Origin of the sequence: Streptomyces sp. NPDC051578 (genome assembly GCF_044454045.1) — a bacterium.
Lineage (GTDB): Bacteria > Actinomycetota > Actinomycetes > Streptomycetales > Streptomycetaceae > Streptomyces.
In genome coordinates this window covers 168094-186443 of sequence record NZ_JBITDH010000003.1, presented here as the reverse complement: position 1 = coordinate 186443, position 18350 = coordinate 168094, and the positions used below count along the sequence as shown (strand labels likewise).

Sequence of the window (18350 nt, the reverse complement as noted above, 5' to 3'; positions counted from 1 at the left end):
GGCAGCGCCCGAAGCGCTCGACCGCGCCGTTCCGGTCGGCGAAACAGGGACCGAGCCGTTCGACCGCGCCGTGCCTGCCGGCGGGACAGCCGTTGAGCCACCGGCCGCGCCGTACCTTCCGGCGGGGCAGGGAGTGAGCCGTTCGACTGCGCGGTGCCGGCCGCCTTCGGCCGAGTGCGTGCGCGGGACGACGCGGGACGCGGGCTCCCGGTCGCACCTGCGCGGTGGGTAACAGCGCTTTGGGCCGTTCGGGGGGCAACCCGGTCTTTGCTGGCCCGCCTTCGTCCCGAACGCCCCGGCCGATGGCAGGAAGGAGTGATGAGTCTCCACCGCCGTCTGGTCCTGATAAGCGCGGCCGCCGCCGCACTCTCCACCGTGGGGGCGGCCGCCCGGGCCTCCTCCCGCGGGCCTTCGGGCGGCCCCGGCTTCGGGGCGCTGGCCCGGGCGATCGACGGCCGGCTGATCGTCCCGGGCGACCGGGATTACCCACAGGCCCGGCAGCTGTTCCAGCCTCGCTACGACGCCGTCGCCCCAGGCGCCGTCGCCTACCCGGCCCACGCCGGTGACGTGGCCGTCTGCCTGGAATTCGCCCGGCGGTGCGCCGTACCCGTGGTGCCGCGCGGCGGCGGCCACAGCTATGCGGGCTGGTCCACCACCGCCGGACTCGTGGTCGACGTCGGCGCCATGGCCGCCCTGGCCGTCGAGGGCGGCGGGGTCCGGATCGGCGCCGGAGCCCGGCTCGGCGACCTGAACACCGCCCTCGCCGCCCGGGGCCTCGGCATCCCGACCGGCCTGTGCCCTTCCGTCGGGATCGCCGGGCTGGCGCTCGGCGGTGGCATGGGCCTCGCCTCGCGGGCCTACGGGACCACCTCCGACGCCCTGACCGGGGTACGCGTGGTCACCCCGGACGGGGTGATCCGCGACGCCGACGCCGACCGGGACCCCGACCTGTTCTGGGCGTTGCGCGGCGGCGGGGGAGGCAACTTCGGCGTCGTGACCGAGTTCCGCCTGCGCACCCACCCGGTCGGCGACGTCGCCTGCGCGGAACTGCGCTGGCCGGGCGCGGACTCGGCGGCGGTGCTCGACGGCTGGCAGCGCTGGCTGGGCGGGCTCCCGGACCCGTTCTGGAGCCACCTGGAGTTCACCATCGAAGCGGGCGGCGACGACGCCCCGGCCGTCAGGGTGCTGTGCTTCGACGGACGCCACGCGCTGGAGCGGGAGTTGAACCGGCTGTCCGACCTGGTGGGCAGCGAGCCGCGGGACGGCTCGGTCACCGTACGCGGCTACGGCGACACCGTCCGGGCCATGTCGGGATGCGCCGACGGCGACCGGGCCCAGTGCCACCTGCCGGGCACGCTGCCCGGCCGGGACCCGCGGGGCCGGGTCGGCCGGCACTCCTACGCGGCCCGCTCCGACTTCTGGGCGGAGCCGGGGCTTCCGGAGGCGGCCGTCCGGGCGGTGCTGGCCGCCGTACGCCGCTACCGGGACGCGGTCCCCCGGGGCGGCCGCGGGGTGGTGCAGTTCCTCGGTGAGTGCGGCGGCGCGCTGAACCGGCCGGCGGCCACGGACACCGCCTTCGCCCACCGCGACCACGCGTTCCTCGCCCAGTACCTCGCCTACTGGCCCGACTCCGCGCGGCCCGCGGAGGTGGCCCGCCACCAGGAGTGGCTGGACGGGCTCTGGCGGGACCTGCGGCCCTGGGCGAGCGGCAGCGCGTACCAGAACTACGTCGATCCGAAGCTCACCGGCTGGCGCGAGGCCTACTACGGCCCGAACCTCGCCCGGCTGGAAGAAGTCCGGCGCGCCTACGACCCCGCCAGGCTGTTCCGCTTTCCCCAAGCCATCTAGGGAGCCCTTGCATGCGACGTACGTTGACGATGGCGGCGGCCACGGCCGCGCTGGCGCTGGTGGGCGGCCCGCTGGCGGTCACCGAAGCGCGCAGCGCCCCCGTCCTCGGGCGCTGGTCGGCGGTGGAGGCGCAGGCCTTCTGGACGCCCGAGCGGATGGCGTCGGCCGTTCCCGCTCCGCCGCTTCCCGGGGCGGCCTCCGAACCGGAGCCGTCCGCGGATCCCGCCGCGAACCCCGCCGTCCCTGATCCGTCCTCCTCCCCCTCCTCCGCCCCGTACTCCTCCGTCCCGTCCTCCTCCGCCACAACGGCCCCGACGCCGACGCCGACCACCAAGCCGACGCCGACCCCCGCCCCGGCATCGACCGTCACCGTCGTCAAGCCCGTCCGGGCCCCGGACCCCGCCTACGCCGCCGCGGCCGCCCACCCCGGCGTGGGACGCGACTTCGACGGCATGCCCGTCGTCGGACGGATGTTCGTCATGACGGGCGGCGGCGCGTACTTCTGCACCGCGAGCGTGGTCTCCTCCCCCGGCCGCGACCTGGTGGTCAGCGCTGCGCACTGCCTGCTCGGCTCGGACGCCCGCCAAGTGGCCTTCGTACCGCACTACAGGGCCGACAAGCCCCAGCCGCACGGGATGTTCCCGGTGCTGCGCGACTCCGCCGGGCGCGCGAAGGTGTGGATCCACCCGCGCTACCGGCGTGAGGGCGCCGACCGCGCGGCCACGCTCGACGTGGCCTTCGCCCAGGTCGGACCCAACTCCTCGGGCGCCCTGGTGGAGGACGTCGTCGGCGGGAACCGGCTGGTGACCGGGGCCTCCTACGCACAGCCCTCGGTCACGCTCGTCGGCTACCCGGCCTCCGCGGCCCGGCCGCGCCTGTGCGTGAACCGGACGACGAAGTTCACCAGTTCCGATCCGAAGATCCCGGGGTCCTTCCAGCGGATCGACTGCACCGGCTACCCCGGCGGGACCAGCGGCGGGCCCTTCCTGACCCACTTCGACACGCGGAGCCTGACCGGGGACGTGATCGGGGTGATCGGCGGCTGGAAGACCGGCGGCGACACCGACGACACCTCGTACAGCTCCTACTTCGGGGCCGAGATCAGGGCGTTGTACGAGACGGCAGTCGCCTCGGCCCGGATGACGCGGGCGACGCGGGTGACCCGGTCCGGGTGAGCGGCCCCGGCTGCGCGTGGACCCGTACCCAGCGGGTCCGGCGCGGATTGCCGACGGTGGGCGGGGTCGCCGGGACCTCCTCGGCGCCCAGCCCGTCCGCTGGGGCCAGGGTGAGCTGGCGGCGCAGCTCGGCGAGGGCCGCGTGCACGGGGGCGAGGATGATCTCGGCGCGCGGGTGGATGCGGGCCAGCGCGTGCGCGGTGGTCTCGATGGTCTCGGCGGCGTCCTCGGCGGCGGTCCGGCTCCAGCCGCCGGGCCCGCCGGCGTCCCAGGGGGCGACGGCGTCGTAGAGGTGGCAGGCGGCATCGGCCGCGGCGTCGGCCCGTTCACCGACACCCGGCGCCGCGTTCATCGGCAGCAGCTCCATGCCGGGTCAACGACCGGGGGCCGCCCGGGGAACGAACGCACGGCCATCGGATCAGCGGGCCACGGCAGTACGGGGCCCCGGGCCGGTCAGGAGACCACCGCCTGCAACCAGAGGGGCAGCAGCAGGATGGAGACGACGGAACTCTTGATCACGACGGCGGCCGAGAGGCCGACCCCCACGTCGTAGCGCTGCGCGAAGATGAACAGGTTCTGCGGGGTCGGCATGGCGGCGATCAGCACGAGATAGGCGAGCCAGTCGCCGCGGACGCCGAACAGGGCCCCGCAGACCAGCCACGCCAGCAGCGGGAAGCCCAGGCACTTGACGGCGATCAGCGCCAACTCCTCACGCGTGGTGTCCCGCAGGCCGAGGCCGGTACCGCCCAGGTGCAGCCCGAGGGCGAACAGGGCGACGGGGGACGCGCTGTCGCCGACGAAGGCGGCTCCGTCGAGCACCACCTTGGGCAGGTGCACCGACAGCAGGTTGAACGCGATGCCCGCGTTGCAGGCCAGTACGAGCGGGGTGACCAGGGAGGCGCGGACCGCCCGGGCGAGGCGGGTCCCGGGGCCCGCGGCGCCCGCCCCCGCACGGCCGAGTTCCATGATGGCGATGACGACGAGGGACAGGACGCAGACCTGGAACAGCAGCACCGGGAAGATGGGCGCCGCCGTCCCGAACACGGTGATGAAGACGGGGACGGCGAAGTAGGCGGTGTTCACCTGGACCCCGGCCATGACGCGCAGCGCGATGGCGCGGGGCTCGCGTATGCCGTAGGCGACCGCGCCGAGGGCCACGCACAGCACCGCCACGGCCGCGCTCGCCGCGTAGCCGCCGATCGCGCGCCAGTCGAACAGGGCGGCGAGGTCGCTGGCGTAGATGTTGCCGAACAGGTAGCAGGGAACCGCGAAGAGGAACGCGTAGTCGGCGAACGCCTTGGACGCCTCGGACGGGACGGTCTTGCGGCGCGCGAGAAGCACCCCTCCGCCGAAGGCCAGCAGTACCGGCACCAGCTTTTCGAGTGCGGCTGCCCCGCCCATGGATACGGTCCTCCTTGATCGCCCGGACGCAGCCTACTCCGTACCCCCGCGGCGCGGCGCGGCCGCTTAGCCTGGTGTGATCATGAGCGACGCATCAGGGCCGACGGCCCCTCCCACCGCCCCCGTCCGGGGGCCGCGCAAGGCCACCCGGTTCGCCGTGGTGCTGCGGACGCCGGCCCGGCCCGGAGAGCCTCTTTTCGCGCGGGCGCCCCGGCGTTGGCAGCGGTGGACGCCGCTGGTCGTCACCGGTGTCTTCGTCGTGTCGCTGCTGCCGATCACCATCGCGGTGCTGACCAACGACTACAAGGCGGGCGGCGGCTGGGCGGGGGCGCTGGGCGTGGCGCAGACCGTGCCGCTGCTGCTCGCGGTCACCCGGCCGCTGCCGGCCTGGGGCATGGTGCTGCTCGCGGACACCCTCGGGGCGATGCTGCTGATCCACGCCGACGAGGTGGCGGGGCACGCCTGGCCGTGGACGCCGATGGCCATCATCGGCTACCTGCTGCTGATGGTCTGCCTGGGGCTGCGCGAGTCCGTCCGGACCCTGGTCGGTGTGTGGCTGGCGACCGGCGCCGTAGGGGTGGTGCTCGGCTTCTTCGCGCCGGCCGGGGTGATGAATTCGGTCGCACTCCTCTTCGTGCTCGCCGGCACGTTCCTCGCGCTGACGGGCGCTCTGCGCCTGCTGGGCGACGCGCAGCAGCGGATCACCGAGCAGGAGCACATCAGCGAGGCGGAGCGGTCGCGGCGCACCCTGCTGGAGGAACGCGCGCGCATCGCCCGGGAGTTGCACGACGTGGTGGCGCACCACATGTCGGTGATCACGGTGCAGGCCGATTCCGCGCCCTACCGGCTGCCGGGCATGGCGGAGCCGGTGCAGGAGGAGTTCGCGGCGATCGCTGCCAGTGCCCGCGAGTCGCTGGGCGAGATGCGGCGGCTGCTGACGGTGCTGCGCGGCGACGGCGGCGACGGACCGGCCGGGGAACGGGCGCCGCAGCCGGGGATCGAACGGATCCAGCAGCTGGTGGAGGCGACCGTGCGGGCGGGTCAGCCGGTGGAGCTGTCCCTCGCGGCGGGGGCGGCGCGGGACGTGCCCCCGGCGGTGGACCTGTCGGCGTACCGGATCGTCCAGGAGGCGCTGGCCAATGTGGTGCGGCACGCGCCGGGGGCGACGACCCGCGTCTCGGTGAGCCGGTCCCCCGGCGAGCCGGACGAGGTGCTCGTGCTGGTCGTCAACGGCCCGGCGCGCGACGCCCTGGTGGCGGTGGAGACCTCGGGCACGGGCCACGGTCTGGTGGGGATGCGCGAGCGCGTACGGTTGACGGGCGGGACGCTCGACACCGGCCCGCTGTCGGGGGGCGGCTTCCGTGTCGCCGCCCGACTGCCCGTGAACCCCCCGGCCGAGGAGTCCAGTTGACCATCCGTGTGATCATCGTCGACGACCAGGCGATGGTACGCGCCGGATTCGCCGCCCTGCTTTCCGCGCAGGCCGACATCGACGTGGTGGGTGAGGCACCGGACGGCCGGGAAGGCGTGCGGGTCTCGCGCACCGTGCACCCGGACGTGGTGCTGATGGACGTACGGATGCCGGAGATGGACGGACTCGCCGCGGCGCGGGAGATCCTCACCCCGCCGGCGGGCGTCGTCCACCGGCCGAAGGTGCTGATGCTGACCACCTTCGACATCGACGACTACGTGTACGAGGCACTGCGCGCGGGCGCGTCCGGCTTCCTCCTCAAGGACGCCCCGCCGGCCGATCTGATCGCGGCCGTCCGGATCGTCGCCTCGGGCGAGGCGCTGCTGGCACCGTCGGTGACGCGCCGGCTGATCGCGGACTTCGTGGAGCGGCGGCCGGCGCCCCGCAAGGACCCGGCGCTGCGGCTGAACGGGCTGACTCCCCGTGAGACCGAGGTACTGGAACTCATCGCGCGCGGACTGTCGAACCAGGAGATCGCCGGACACCTGGTGGTGGCGGAGCAGACGGTCAAGACGCACATCGGGCGGGTGCTGGCCAAACTGGACCTGCGGGACCGGGCCCAGGCGGTGATCTTCGCGTACGAGGCGGGTCTGGTCCGGCCCGGCGACGGCGCCTGAACGGCCCGCCCCGCCCCCTCCCCCACCCCCTACCCAGGTAGGGGGTCCGGCTTGGCTCCACGGTCTGACGCAGCGGCCGGTACCGCCTTCCTACCTTCTGCCTCACCACGAGGAGAGGGGAGGAGCGGATGCGCCGCTTCGGAAGGACGCTGGCCGCCGCCGCACTGACGGCGACGCTCGTCGCAGGGACCGCCGGATGGGCGGGCGCGGACGGCGTCACACCGGTCACCGGTCCGCCGCCGGGCACCGCCGCCTGGCTGGCCGACCCGCTGCCGGGGCGGCCGCTGCCCGACCCGGCGACCGCGTCGGCCTCCGAGGTCGCGCGGTTCTTCGCGGGCCTCGACGACACCGCGCGGGGGGAACTCCTGCGCCGTCACCCGCTGGTGGTGGGCAATCTGGACGGGGCGCCGCTCACCCTGCGGTACGAGGCCAACCGGCTGGCGATCACCGCCACGGGCGAGGCCCGGTACGCCTCCCTGGCCCGCCCCGCCCGGCAGATCCTGGCCTTCGACCCGCGCGGGCGGGGCCAGGTCGCCGAGGTGTTCGGGGACCTGGAGCACGCGGCGCACGTGGCGGTGGTCGTCCCCGGCTCCGACAGCGACGCCACCGGCCACGACACCGCGCGCCGGCCCGCCACCGGTCCGGCCGGGATGGCCCGGGCGCTGCGCACCGCGACGGACGGCTCCGGCACCGCCGTGGTGGCGTGGACGGGCTACACCACTCCCGTCGGCGTCGGCCTGGACGCGGCCGGCGGGCGGCTGGCTCAGGCGGGCGCCGTGCGCCTGGCCCGGTTCACGGCAGGGCTCGACGCGGTCGGCGCCCCCGACCCGGCGCTGTTCTGCCACAGCTACGGCTCGGTGGTGTGCGGGCTCGCGGCCCGGCACACGGACGCCGCCGACATCGTCGTGTTCGGCTCGCCCGGCATGCGGGCCGACAACGCCGCGGCGCTGGGCACCGGCGCCCGCGTCTGGGCGGCCCGGGGGCCCTCCGACTGGATCGCGGACATCCCGAACGTCGAACTGGCCGGCCTCGGTCACGGCGCCGACCCCACGTCCGCCGCGTTCGGCGCCCGCCGGGTGCCCGCCGCCGATGTGGAGGGCCACACCGGCTACTTCGCTCCCGGCACCCGGTCCCTGGCGGCCTTCGCCGCGATCGCGACGGGGGACGTGCGATGAGCGCCCTGGCCGCACTGCGGGCCACGGCCGCCGGGATCGAGCGGCGGACCCCCGCCCACCGGGACCGCGCGGTCGACGGGCTGCGCGCCCTCGCGCTGCTGGCGGTGCCGACCGGGCACTGGCTGCTCGGGGGCTTCACCCTCGACTCCGAGGGCGCCCTGCACAACGCGAGCCCGCTCCCGGCCTTCGGCGCTCTGGCCCCGGCGAGCTGGGTGTTCCAGATGCTGGGCATCTTCTTCCTGGTCGGCGGCTACGCCTCCGTGCTGTCCTTCCACCGCCGCACGGGTTCGACCGGGCAGTGGTTGCGGGGCCGGATCGCCCGCCTCGGACGGCCGGTGCTCGGAGTGACGGCGGTGTGGGCCCTGGCGGCGCCGGTGCTGTACGCGCTGGGCGTGCCGGAGGCCACGCTGCGGACCGGGGCGACCCTGGTCATCCAGCCGCTGTGGTTCGTCGGGGTGTACGTGGTGGTCACCGCGCTGACCCCGTACTGCGTGCGCGCGTCGCGCCGGCTCGGCGGCTGGGCGGCGGTCCCGTTGGTGGCCTCCGTCGCCGTGGTGGACGTCCTGCGCTACGGGCCGCTCGCCGGCTCGGTGCCGGGGTGGCTGTCGCTGCTGAACATCCTGCCGGGCTGGCTGTTCGCGTACCAGCTGGGCGTGGACTGGGGCGAGGGCCGGATCGGACGCCGCGGGGCGTGGGCGCTGCTGGTGGGCGGGGCCGCGCTGTTCGCGACGCTGCTCGCGGTGTTCCACTACCCGGCGTCGATGGTCGGGGTGCCGGGCGCGGCGCGGACCAACTCGCATCCGCCGTCGCTGCTGGTGCCGGCGCTGGCCGCGGCCCAGTCGGGTGCGGCGATGCTGGTGCGCGACCGGCTCGCGAAGCTGCTGTCGCGGCCGGCGCTGTGGGCGCCCGTCGTGGTCGTCAACCTGTGCGCGATGACGATCCTGTGCTGGCACCAGAGCGCCATGCTGGCCGCCGCCGTCCCCGGCTCGTTCGTCGGGGAACTCGCGGGGCTGACCACCGCCCCCGACAGCCTCGGCTGGATCGCGGCCCGGCTGGCCTGGATGCCGGTGTTCGCGGCGCTGCTGGTGGGCATCGCCCGCTACGCGCGCCGCTTCGAGGAGCCGTGGACCCGGGCGACGGCGGTCCGCAGGGCCCTGGCGGGCGTACTGGCGGCGGGGTTCGCGGTGTTCGCCCTGGGCCTGGCGTGAAGGTGGACGTTTCCGGACCTGCCGGACGGTCAGGCGATGGAGGCGGCGACGATGGCGGCGACCGCCAGGTTGCAGGAGGCCGTGACCCAGACCGCGGGGTGCGGCTCCGGGTCGACCACGATCGCGCCGAGCTTGCCCGGGGTCACCAGGTCCAGCACGAGGAAGGCCGCCGCCATCAGTACCAGGCCGAGCACGCCGAACGCCGCGGTGGACACCAGGCCCTTGCCGAAGTCCTCGTACGTCGTCCAGATCGAGGTGAAGACGATGCCGCCTACCCCGAGCAGCGCGGAGCTGAGCATCACCGCGGCGTTGCGGTTGCGCTCCTCCCAGATCTGCCGCGGGAGCTTCCCCGGCGTCAGTACGTCCACCAGGACGATGCCGAGGACCAGCAGCACCAGGCCGAGGGCGCCGAAGGCGCTGGTCCGGCCGAGTCCGTCGAGGATGTCGCTCATGGGAAGCCTGTCTGCGCGTGGGGAGGAAGGCGTGGGCAGGAAGGGGTTGCACCCCGCCGTGGGCCGGGCGAATCTATCGCACGTCCGGGCGGCGGACCATGGGGAGGCCGGTACGTGGAACAGCTCAGGGCCGCACGGGCCGATGAGGCGGGGGCGCTGACCGCTCTCGTCCTGCGGTCCAAGGCCCACTGGGGGTACGACGCACGGTTCCTTAAGGCCTGTGCACCGGAGTTGACCCTGGAGCCGCACGAGGTGACGGCCCGGCGGGTGGTGGTCGCCGAGGACGGGCGCGGCGCCGTGGTGGGCCTTGCCTCCCTGGAACCGGAGGGCGAGGGGGTACGGGCACGGCTGGGGCTGCTGTTCGTGGAACCGGCGGCCATCGGCCGGGGCGTGGGGCGGCTGTTGTACCGGGACGTGCTGCGCCGGGCGGTCGGGCTGGGCGTGCGCAGACTGCTCATCGACGCGGATCCTCATGCGGCCGGCTTCTACCGGGCGATGGGCGCCGTCGCCGCGTCGGGCGCCCCGCAGGGGCTGGTGCGGTTCGAGGTGGCTCCGGTCCCCCTCGCCGGGTGGGCACGGGCGTGGACGGGCGGGGGCCGCGCGGTGCACGTGGGCAACGTGGCGGAGTTCAACGCGCAGTTCGCCGACGCCTCCCTGGACCGGGAGCAGTCGGCCGCACACCACTACGCCGCTCTGGCCGCCTTCTACAGTCCCGAACCGGCGGCCCTGGTACTGCCGCGCCCGGTGCCGGCGGGCTGGCCCGCGCTGGTGGGGCGGCAGTTGGGCTGGGGCGAGGTGGAGGTGTTCGACGGCCTGGTGGGGGCCGGGCCGGGCCTGTCGCAGGCGGTACGGGGCCGGCCGGCACTGGCCGAACGGCTGGCGGGGGCCGGGCTGCCCCTCGTACCGTGGGGGCTGACGGAGCCCTTCGGGCGGCTGGCGGGCCGACCGTGGCAGCCGCGGGAGCTGCGTTACGAGTCGAAGGCGGCCTCGCACGCCCTGTTCGCCCGGATCCTGGCGGGCGGCGGGCACCCCGCGATCAGGCTGCCCGCTCAGTGGCGGGCCCCGAGCCGGCGTGCGGCGCAGCGGATGGTGGCGCGGCGGGCCGCCGCCGGAGCGGCATCGGTACTCAAGTCGGAGTACGGCGTGGGTGGTTCGGGGGTCACGGTCGTCACCCCGGAGCGGTTGCGCAAGGCCGGCGGGGCGCGGGCGCTGGTGCGGCGGCTGCCGCGCGGCCCGCTGCTCGTGGAGGAGTACGTGCCCGGTCCCGCGGCGGGGGAACCGGGCGGCGGCCCGCGGGACCTCACCTACGACGGGTTCGTGGACGGCGCGGGCCAGGTCCACGAGGTCGGGGCGGCGGTCATGGACGTGGCCGAGGGCGGCTACCGGGGGGCGACGGCCGGGCCCGGGGTGGTGCCCGCCGAGGCGGAGGGGCCACTGCTGGCCTTCGGCGCGGCCGTGGGTCGGGAGCTGGCGCGGGCGGGCTACCGCGGCTGGTTCGACGTGGACTTCGTCGCGGACGGGACGGGCCGCCTGGCACCGACCGAGACGAACCTGCGCCTGACCGGGCCGGCCGTCGCCTTCATGGTGGCGGCCCGGTTGGACGCGCTGCGGGGGGCGGGGCACCTCGTACGGATCGCGGACCGGGTGGACCTGGGGGCGCGGCTGCCGGACGGGCAGCTCGACGAGCTGTGCGGGGAGCTGGCGCGGGCCTGCTCGCGGCTCGGGGCGGTGTTCGTCCCGGCGATCCCGACCGCGGCGTTCGAGCCGGCGCCCTGGCTGGGCGTCCTGGTGGCCGCGCACAGCAGGAAGGTGCTGGACGCGGCCGGGGCACTGGTGCGGGCGCGGGCGCTCGCGGTCGGGCGGCCGTTCACCGAAGGGCGGTCGCCTCAGTAATCCCCGAAGGGCGAGGCCGGCTTGCGGGCGAGGTAGAAGGCCACGACGGCGCCCGCGATCATCAGCGGGATGTTGAAGGTGTAGACGAGGGCGGCCTGGCGCGGCCAGTCGTGCTTGGCGGCGAGCCGGTAGAGGTTGTCCTGCGGCCACCAGGCGACGAGCAGGTAGACGACGGCCAGGTGGGCCGCCCTGGTCAGGGCGCGGCCCCGGCCCCGCATCCGGGAGCGTCCGCCGAACAGGAAGACGATCCCCACGGCGAAGGCCAGCGCCTCACATACGTAGAGGACGAAGAAGAGCCCCGCCCAGGGGCCCGGTACCCCGTTGAGGTCGGTCGAGCCGGGCCAGAACACGCCGGTGAGGGCGAGCGCGAGGAGGGCCAGCACGAGCACCGCGCAGCCGGAGGCGAACGCGGGCGAAAGTTGCGCCCCGCCCGCGCCCGCGTACTTGCCCGCGCCGCGGGCGGTCCGCGCGGGGCCGTCCGGCAGGGGCGGCAGGGGGAGGCCGGAGCGGTCCTCGCGGCCCGCCCGGTCCCGGGGCAGGGTGCGCAGCGGGACCACGGTGTACGGGAGGTGCTCCGGGGGCACCTCGTCCGCCAGGTGGGCCCTGAGCGCGGCGGCGTCGGGCAGGTCCGCGCGCGGGCCGGTTCCGGGCGGTGGCGGGGCGAGGTAGGCGACCAGCCCGCGGTACCCCGCCCGGGGGCGCTTGCCGGGGCCGCCGTCCGCGTCGCCGTCGCCCCGGACGTCGGCGACGAGCGCCGACCCGACGCCGTCGTGGGACCGGATCAGGGATTCCAGGTGGTGCGGGTCCAGGTGGGGGCCGTGGCCGGTGATCCGGTCCCGGATCCGGCCGCGGAACTCCAGCAGCCCGTCGGGGCCCGGCAGGCCGAGGTCCCCGGTGGGTATCGCGTCCCCGCCGTCGGGCGGGGTGAGCAGGATCTGCCCGTCGCGCAGTTCGGCGCGGCAGCCGGGGAAGGGGCCGCCGATCAGCGCGAGCCGTGCGGGGTCGGCGGGCGGGGCGGGCAGCCGGGGCAGCTCGAACCAGGTGCCGATCCCGGCGCTCTCGGCGGTTCCGTAGAGGCAGAGCACGCGGGCGCCGGGCCTCAGGCGGGCTTGCAGGGCGGCGTGTTGGTCGAGGTGGAGGCGGTCTCCGGTGACGGTGACCATGCGCAGCGACCGGGCGGCGGAGTCCTGTGACACGCGGTCCCCGAGGAGCAGCCGCAGGGCCCCGCCCGGGTCGGTGTGCAGGACGGTGACCTCGTCGGCCTCGACCGCCGCGCGGATGCCCTCCGGCCACCAGGGCGTGTGCTCGGCGAGGACCAGGGCGCCGCCCGTGCACAGGGCGCGGGGCCACCCTGCGGCGAAGGCGGTCACATCGGGCCCGGCGGTGATCAGGTGCCGGTCGGCGGGGCCCGGGGCCGCGACCTCGGCCCAGCTGTCGCAGGCGGCGAGCAGCAGGGTATGGCCGACGGGAACGGGGCGCGGGTCGGCGGCCCCGGTGAACAGCAGCGCGGCGGTGCCCCGGTCGCGCGTCGCGGGGGCGGGCCGGCCGGTGGGCCGTCCCGCGATGGCGGACGCCTCGGCGCCCAGGCGGACGAACCGCAGGCCCCGGCCGTCGTCGAGCAGGGGGTGGTGCGCGGCGTGGGTGAGGACGGCGTCGGGACGGATCGCCGCGAGCTGGCGCCGCCCGGTGTGCGGGTCGGCGACGTCGATCAGTGCGTAGGCCGCGCCCGCTTTGAGGACGGCGAGGAGGGCGACGACGAGTTCCGGCTGCCGGGCGGTACCCACGGCCAGCAGAGCCCGGTCGGGCAGTCCGGCGGCGAGGAGGTGGTGGGCGAGCTGGTTGGAGCGGGCATCGAGCTGCCCGTAGGTGAGGCTGTCGGGCCCGGCGACGAGCGCGCGGGCCCCGGGGGCGTCTTGCGCCCACTGTTCGAAACGCCGGAGGACACTGCCGAGGGCCTGCCGTCCTGAACGGGTGGTCTCTGATCCCTGCGTCATGGACCGATGATGCCACCTGGCACCGACAACCAGGCGGCCCGAACATCCTTGCTGTGCAATGGAGTTGATGCCTACCGAAGGAAAACATTGACCTCAGGTTTGGTTGAGGTCGTAGCGTTCGGCCCATGGATATGGAAGTCACCGCCTGGACATCGCTGCACAGCGCCATGAACGCCCAGCAGGACCGCCGCCCCCTGTCGCGGGCGAGCCTGCGCCGGATCGCCGCCTTCGCCCGCCCGCACCGCCGGGGCCTCACCGCCTTCCTGTTCCTCAGCGTGGTGACCGCGCTGCTCGCCGTGGCGACCCCGCTGCTCGCCAGCCGGGTCGTCGACACGATCGTCGGGGGCGGAAGCAGCGACACCGTCACCCGCCTCGCCCTGCTGATCGCGCTGATCGCGGTGGCGGAGGCCGGGCTCGGCCTGCTGACCCGCAAACTGTCGGCCACCCTCGGCGAGGGGCTGATCCTGGACCTGCGGACCGCGGTCTTCGACCACGTGCAGCGGATGCCGGTCGCCTTCTTCACCCGCACCCGTACCGGCGCCCTCGTGAGCCGCCTCAACAACGACGTGATCGGCGCCCAGAGGGCCTTCAGCAACACCCTGTCCGGGGTGGCGTCCAACATCGTCACCCTGCTGCTGACGCTTGCCGTGATGCTGGGCATCTCCTGGCAGATCACCCTGCTGGCGCTGGTGCTGCTGCCGGTGTTCGTGCTGCCGGCGCGGCGGATGGGGGCGCGGATGGCCTCCATGCAGCGCGAGGCCTCGGCGCTCAACGCCGCCATGGGCACCCAGATGACGGAACGGTTCTCCGCGCCCGGCGCCACGCTGGTCAAGCTGTTCGGACGGCCGTCGGAGGAGTCCGCCGAGTTCGCGGCGCGGGCGGCCCGGGTGCGGGACATCGGCATCCGCACGGCCATGGCCCAGTCGGCGTTCATCACCGCCCTCACCCTGGTCTCGGCCCTCGCCCTCGCGCTGGTCTACGGCCTCGGCGGCTACTACGCCGTGCACGGGACCCTCGAAGCGGGTTCGGTCGTCGCCCTCGCCCTGCTGCTCACCCGGCTCTACTCGCCCCTGACCGCCCTCGCCGGGGCCCGCGTGGAGGTGATGAGCGCGATGGTGAGCTTCGAGCGGGTCTTCGAGATCCTCGACCTCCAGCCGCTCATCGCGGAGAAGCCCGACGCCCGCCGGGTGCCGGACGGGCCGGTGACCGTGGAGTTCGACCGGGTCTCCTTCGGCTACCCCTCCCCCGACAAGGTCTCGCTGGCCTCCCTGGAGGAGGTCGCCACTCTCGACGCCCGGGGCGGCACCCAGGTGCTGCACGACGTCTCGTTCCGCGCGGAGCCCGGCCAGATGATCGCGCTCGTCGGCTCCTCCGGCGCGGGCAAGTCGACCATCGCCCAGCTGCTGCCGCGCCTGTACGACGCCGACGAGGGCGCGGTCCGGCTCGGCGGGATCGACGTACGGGACCTCACCGCCGACTCGGTCCGCGAGACCCTCGGCATGGTCACCCAGGACGGCCACCTGTTCCACGAGTCGGTGCGGGCCAACCTGCTGCTGGCCCGGCCCGGGGCGAGCGAGGAGGAACTCTGGGAGGCCCTGCGCCGCTCCCGCCTGGACGGGCTCGTCGCCTCGCTGCCGGACGGCCTGGACACCGTCGTCGGCGAGCGCGGCTACCGGCTGTCGGGCGGGGAGCGCCAGCGGCTGACGATCGCACGGCTGCTGCTGGCCCGCCAGCGGGTGGTGATCCTCGACGAGGCCACCGCCCACCTCGACTCCACCTCGGAGGCGGCCGTCCAGGAGGCCCTCGCGGAGGCCCTCGCGGGCCGGACGGCGGTGGTGATCGCGCACCGTCTGTCGACCGTCCAGGCGGCCGACCTGATCCTGGTGGTCGAGGACGGCCGGATCGTGGAACGGGGCACGCACACCGAGCTGCTGGCGGCGGGCGGACGCTACGAGGAGCTGCACCGCACCCAGTTCGCCCCGGCGGAGCCCGCCGGCCCCACCCCGGACGCCACCCTGCCGGTCTCGGGCGGATGAGCGAGCGCCCCCGGTAGCCCGGCACCGCGCTGCCGCCGCTGCCGGGCATCGCCGCGGACGAAGGCCACGACGGACGGGCCCCGCCGGCGGACGACCCCGGCGCCAATCTGCCGCAGGCGCCGGGCGGGGCGCTGCCGCGGGACGGCGGGGCCGTGCCCGACGAGGCCGGTGAGCGGACGAGGCGCTGTTGCCGGACGGCGGGAACACCGCGCCCGGCGAGGCCGATGAGCGCAGGGAGCCTGACCGCCGGACCGGGGCCACCCAGGGCGCCGCCCGGCGGGCGGCCCGGGCGGGCGGGCGATCCCGCGCGGCGTGGCCCCCGGGCAGTCCGAGCCGGAGTTGCGCTTCGCGGCCCGCGACCCGGGCCCGCCCGGTGGCCGGGGCGGCTGAGCGAAGGCGCCACCCTGCCGCAGGCGCCGGGCCGACTCCCCCGGCCGGTCCGCTGAAGCCCCGGCGGAGCCGCCGTCGTGGCGCCGGAGGGGCCGGCCCTGGACCTCGTACCGCCGCAGGACGGACACGGATCGCGCCATTCGCGGCTCCCGCACCGGCAGTTCATCCGGCGGCCATTCCCGTGGCGGGGCGGACGGGGTGTACTGGGGCGCTCGCCCAGGCCACCCACCGCCGACGCCAAGGAGTCCACGTGCCCAGCGCCCCGCCGCCGATGACGAACGAACAGCCCGCGCCCCGGTACCGGCTCCGCCGGATCCTGACCGCCGCGGGCCTCGGAGCCGCATCCCTCGTTCTGACGCTCCCCACCGCCGCCGTCGCCGCCGTCATCCCGCAACTCCCGCAGAACGCCGACGGCTTGGAGCAGACCTTCTCCCCGGCCTACGACTACGACAAGGACGGCTGCTACGCCACCGCCGCCATCAGCCCCGACGGCGTCCTGAACCCCGGGCTGAAACCGGGCGGGGACGTCAACGGCCACTGCCGGGACCTCGCGCAGCTGCAGAACTCCAACACGTACTCCCGCGAGAAGTGCAACAACGGCTGGTGCGCGGTCATGTACGCGAGCTACTTCGAGAAGGACCAGGCCACCCTCGGTCCGGCGGCCATCGGACACCGCCACGACTTCGAGCACGTGGTCGTCTGGATCAAGGACAACCAGGTCGAGTACGTGTCGACGTCCCAGCACAGCGGCTGGAAGTGGTACCCCCGCTCCCAGGTCCGGTTCGACGGCACGCACGTCAAGGTCGTCTACCACAAGGACGGTGTCTCGACGCACTTCTTCCGGCTGGCCAACGGCAACGACGAGCCCGCGGAGAACCACACGGGCAACTGGTTCTACCCCCGCCTCGTCGGCTGGGACGGCTACCCGGCCGGCTTGCGCGACAAGCTCATGAACGCCGATTTCGGCTCCGCCACCATCAAGATCTCCGACTCCCGCTTCAACGACGCCCTCAACGCCGCGAAGCCGCCTGTCCCCTTCAACCCCTACGGCTGACGGCACTCCAGCGCGCTGTGCAGGTGGAGCCCTGAGCGTCAGGACGCCGATCCCGGCGACCCCGCCCTAACTCCGCGTGCCTCCCGCCTTCGCGGACGTCCATCCCTGCCCGTGGAGCTTCTCGAAGCCGTCCAGGAGCAGGTCCAGGGCGAATTCGAACTCGAACTGGTCGTCACAGCCTTGGCCCACCACCGACTCGCGGTCGTGCGCCACGGACCGGGCCAGCTCGGTGACGTGGGGATACCGCGCCGCGACCGCGGCCGACTCCTCGGCTGACGGACCGGGTTCCGGCGGGCCGGCCTGCGGCGGCGGAGCGTCGTACAGCTCCTGGGTGAAGCCGAGGACCCGGCTCCCCAGGGCGTGCATCGCGTGGTGGGTGAGGTCGAGGGACAGGCCGCCGGCGCGGAACGTCCCGATCACCGAGTCCAGGTAGGCGAGCACGGCGGGGGTCGGCCGGGTCCGGGAGCGCAGCGCCTGCAAGGCCCAGGCGTGCCCGCGCAGCGCGCTCCGCGCCGAGAGGATCCGGTTGCGGACCGCGTCCTTCCAGCCGGCTCCGTCGGGCGGGTCGCCGATTCCCCCGACGACGGCGTCCACCATGCCGTCCAGCAGTTCTTCCTTGTTGGCGACGTGCTTGTAGAGCGCCATCGGCACGACGCCCAGTTCCTGGGCCAGCTTGCGCATGCTCAGGCCTTCGATCCCGCTCTCATCGGCGAGCGCGACGGCCACGCGCAGCACCCGGTCCCGGTTCAGGGGGGACCGGCGCGCGGTCCCGGTCCGTTCCGCCATTGCGGTCAGCTCCCTTCGAAGTCGGTGCCGGAGGCCCGGCTTGACGAGTGTACGGCGTACACCTACGGTGCACCTAAGGTGTACGCCGTACACCTCGGAGGAGGTCCAGATGAGTGCAACCAGGAGAACGGCCGTCCTCGCGGGCGTCTTGTTCCTCGTCACCGAGGGGGCGGCGATCGGCGGGCTCACGCTCTACGGCCCCGTGCTGCACGGCGCGGCCTATGTCACCGGCTCCGGCGCGGACGTCCGGGTCTTCCTGGGCGCCGTGTCGGAGTTCGTCCTCGCCCTGGCCGTGATCGGTACGGGCGTCGTCCTGTTCCCGGTCGTCAAGCGGCACGGCGAAGGGGCCGCGCTGGGCTACGTCTGCGGTCGTCTGCTGGAGGCGGCCGTGATCGTCGTCGGCATCATCAGCGTGCTGTCGGTCGTGACGCTGCGCAGGGAGTCGGCAGGAGGGGGCGCCGGTGACTCCGCCTCCCTCGCCACGGTCGGTGACGCCCTGATCGCGGTCCACGACTGGACGTTCCTCTTCGGCCCCAACTTCGTCCTGGGGGCGAACACCCTGGTGCTGGCGTCCCTGATGTACCGCTCGCGGCTCGTGCCACGGCCCGTCGCCGTGCTCGGCCTGACCGGCGGGGCCGTGATCTGCGCTTCGGCGACCGCCGTGCTGTTCGGCCTCTATCCACAGGTGTCGGCGGCGGGCTCGCTCGCGGCGCTCCCGGTCTTCGCGTGGGAGGTGACGCTGGCCGTGAGGCTCATCGCCAGGGGCTTCGACCCGGCGCCGGAAGCGCGGGCGGAAGCACGGGCGGCGGCAACGGCGGGGGCAGCGGTGAGGGCCGGGTCCGTCGGATGA

General features: G+C 74.8%; 15 protein-coding genes. 10 read left to right on the top strand and 5 right to left on the bottom strand.

Annotated elements, in window-relative coordinates:
- Positions 1 to 318 precede the first annotated feature (318 nt).
- Both ACIA6C_RS16905 and ACIA6C_RS16900 read left to right on the top strand, forming a co-directional pair.
- Entirely contained in the window at positions 319 to 1848 is a 1530-nt protein-coding gene (locus ACIA6C_RS16905) for an FAD-binding oxidoreductase (protein WP_399276535.1), read from the top strand.
- A gap of 11 nt (positions 1849 to 1859) precedes the next feature.
- The gene (locus ACIA6C_RS16900; protein WP_399276533.1) at positions 1860 to 3023 is read left to right on the top strand and encodes a hypothetical protein; all 1164 of its coding nucleotides are present in this window, start codon (positions 1860 to 1862) and stop codon (positions 3021 to 3023) included.
- Here ACIA6C_RS16900 and ACIA6C_RS16895 read toward each other — a convergent pair.
- On the bottom strand, positions 2950 to 3375 hold the full coding sequence (locus tag ACIA6C_RS16895; protein ID WP_399276531.1) for a hypothetical protein: 426 nt from the start codon (positions 3373 to 3375) through the stop codon (positions 2950 to 2952). The two genes, ACIA6C_RS16900 and ACIA6C_RS16895, sit on opposite strands and share 74 nt — an antisense overlap.
- Positions 3376 to 3476: 101 nt before the next feature.
- Complete coding sequence (locus ACIA6C_RS16890) at positions 3477 to 4424, bottom strand: AEC family transporter (protein ID WP_399276529.1); 948 nt, start codon at positions 4422 to 4424, stop codon at positions 3477 to 3479.
- Between the two features lie 82 nt (positions 4425 to 4506).
- On the opposite strand from ACIA6C_RS16890, the gene ACIA6C_RS16885 reads away from it, so the two are divergent.
- From ACIA6C_RS16885 to ACIA6C_RS16870, 4 genes are all read left to right on the top strand, one after another.
- A complete protein-coding gene (locus tag ACIA6C_RS16885; protein ID WP_399276527.1) occupies positions 4507 to 5835 on the top strand; it encodes a sensor histidine kinase in 1329 nt (442 codons plus the stop codon).
- Entirely contained in the window at positions 5832 to 6512 is a 681-nt protein-coding gene (locus ACIA6C_RS16880; RefSeq protein WP_366079387.1) for a response regulator transcription factor, read from the top strand. The genes ACIA6C_RS16885 and ACIA6C_RS16880 overlap by 4 nt, the downstream gene beginning before the upstream one ends.
- Before the next feature lie 128 nt (positions 6513 to 6640).
- Entirely contained in the window at positions 6641 to 7687 is a 1047-nt protein-coding gene (locus ACIA6C_RS16875; RefSeq protein ID WP_399276525.1) for an alpha/beta hydrolase, read from the top strand.
- The gene (locus ACIA6C_RS16870) at positions 7684 to 8895 is read left to right on the top strand and encodes an acyltransferase (RefSeq protein WP_399276523.1); all 1212 of its coding nucleotides are present in this window, start codon (positions 7684 to 7686) and stop codon (positions 8893 to 8895) included. The genes ACIA6C_RS16875 and ACIA6C_RS16870 overlap by 4 nt, the downstream gene beginning before the upstream one ends.
- 29 nt (positions 8896 to 8924) lie before the next feature.
- On the opposite strand, the gene ACIA6C_RS16865 is transcribed toward ACIA6C_RS16870, so the two are convergent.
- Positions 8925 to 9347: a DUF350 domain-containing protein gene (locus tag ACIA6C_RS16865; RefSeq protein WP_399276521.1), complete on the bottom strand. Its 423-nt coding sequence runs from the start codon at positions 9345 to 9347 to the stop codon at positions 8925 to 8927.
- Between the two features lie 114 nt (positions 9348 to 9461).
- Here ACIA6C_RS16865 and ACIA6C_RS16860 point away from each other — a divergent pair, with 114 nt between their 5' ends.
- Positions 9462 to 11240, top strand: coding sequence for a GNAT family N-acetyltransferase (locus ACIA6C_RS16860; protein ID WP_399276519.1), 1779 nt, complete (start codon positions 9462 to 9464; stop codon positions 11238 to 11240).
- On the opposite strand, the gene ACIA6C_RS16855 is transcribed toward ACIA6C_RS16860, so the two are convergent.
- Complete coding sequence (locus ACIA6C_RS16855; protein WP_399276516.1) at positions 11234 to 13234, bottom strand: AMP-binding protein; 2001 nt, start codon at positions 13232 to 13234, stop codon at positions 11234 to 11236. The two genes, ACIA6C_RS16860 and ACIA6C_RS16855, sit on opposite strands and share 7 nt — an antisense overlap.
- A gap of 125 nt (positions 13235 to 13359) precedes the next feature.
- Between ACIA6C_RS16855 and ACIA6C_RS16850 the strand changes: the two genes are divergently transcribed.
- Complete coding sequence (locus ACIA6C_RS16850; protein ID WP_399276514.1) at positions 13360 to 15270, top strand: ABC transporter ATP-binding protein; 1911 nt, start codon at positions 13360 to 13362, stop codon at positions 15268 to 15270.
- Between the two features lie 661 nt (positions 15271 to 15931).
- A complete protein-coding gene (locus tag ACIA6C_RS16845; protein ID WP_399277283.1) occupies positions 15932 to 16714 on the top strand; it encodes an NPP1 family protein in 783 nt (260 codons plus the stop codon).
- A 66-nt stretch (positions 16715 to 16780) separates the two neighbouring features.
- Here the strand turns inward: ACIA6C_RS16845 and ACIA6C_RS16840 are convergent, their stop codons facing one another.
- Entirely contained in the window at positions 16781 to 17500 is a 720-nt protein-coding gene (locus ACIA6C_RS16840; protein WP_399276512.1) for a TetR/AcrR family transcriptional regulator C-terminal domain-containing protein, read from the bottom strand.
- A 109-nt stretch (positions 17501 to 17609) separates the two neighbouring features.
- Here ACIA6C_RS16840 and ACIA6C_RS16835 point away from each other — a divergent pair, with 109 nt between their 5' ends.
- The gene (locus ACIA6C_RS16835; RefSeq protein WP_399276510.1) at positions 17610 to 18350 is read left to right on the top strand and encodes a DUF4386 domain-containing protein; all 741 of its coding nucleotides are present in this window, start codon (positions 17610 to 17612) and stop codon (positions 18348 to 18350) included.